The organism is Hyphomonas chukchiensis, from assembly GCF_000682695.1.
Classification (GTDB): Bacteria; Pseudomonadota; Alphaproteobacteria; order Caulobacterales; family Hyphomonadaceae; genus Hyphomonas; species Hyphomonas chukchiensis.
Genome location: NZ_AWFG01000080.1, coordinates 1 through 1041 on the forward strand (window position 1 = coordinate 1; position 1041 = coordinate 1041).

The 1041-nt window shown below is 60.6% G+C and carries 1 protein-coding gene; it reads right to left on the bottom strand.

Annotated features, from left to right (window positions below):
• Window positions 1-686, bottom strand: a 686-nt coding sequence (locus HY30_RS17480; protein WP_162176974.1) for a DUF3363 domain-containing protein, incomplete at its 3' end; no start/stop codon positions are given.
• Window positions 687-1041: the final 355 nt, after the last annotated feature.

Here is a 1041-nt window from a genome sequence, read left to right on the forward strand (position 1 = left end):
CCACGCTCGCCAAGTAATTTCAGTGTCGCCTTGAACTTCGCATCGAGCTGCCAGTGGCCCGCTCCCAATTTCTCAGCAAGGCCGAGCCGCTCCAGCGTCCGTAATCGCGCCGCATGCAGGGTACGGTATCTCGCCGGGCTGTCCTTCATTTCGAGCAGGTGATCCTCGCCCGCCTGCCGGTCCAGGAATTGATCGATCCGGGTCAGCCGTTCAGCGGTCGCCTCGGCATGGAGTTTCCGCTCCTGTTCGAGCGCGGTTTCAGGTCCGAGTTCAAGTGTCACCAAATTCTCAGCGCGCTCGCGGATCCCGTGTGAAATATACTCCCGTGGTATGACGAGATCCGTCCCATCCTCACGCTTGCCCCGGATGATCATATGGGCGTGCGGCCGGCCGGTATCTTGGTGGATCGCGCCCACCCATTCGAGCCTTGTCTCAAGGTCCTTTTCCATCTGCCCCACCAAGTCCCGCACGAAGGGTTTGAGGTCCGCCATTTCCATCCCGTCCTCGGGCGAGATAATGAACCGAAAATGGTGCCGGTCCTCCGACACCGCATCGACAAAATCCTTCGTGCCGGCATCTTCACTGTTCCGGTCAAACAGCCGCCCGCGATCCCTCTCCGACAGGGCGGCATCGCGCTTTATGTAAGTAACGTGCGCCATGAGGGCTGCCGCACTGGAAACCGACATCCTGACAATGCGCGCCTTGACGATGACCCGCCTCCGGCCGCCCCGCAGGGCAGGGGACGGACGTGGCGACAGTCCTGACCGTCTTGTACCACCTGATGCAGCCAGCGCCTTCGCCATCCGCGAGAGATACGTCTTTGCGCGCCCCCCTGATCCACCCGACCGAATCCTGCCAGGGCGCGGGGTGAACGGATTGTCGCCCTCGGTACTCATTCGGGCGCCTCGGGCGCCAGATATGCTTCAAAAGGCCAATAGAACCATGCCATCCTGCAGCAGATATTGGGAAATGGTCCAAATCCCGGCTCTACGAAGTCTGGCGTAGAGCCATAAAAAGAGATGTGCAGACAAGGGACTAGGC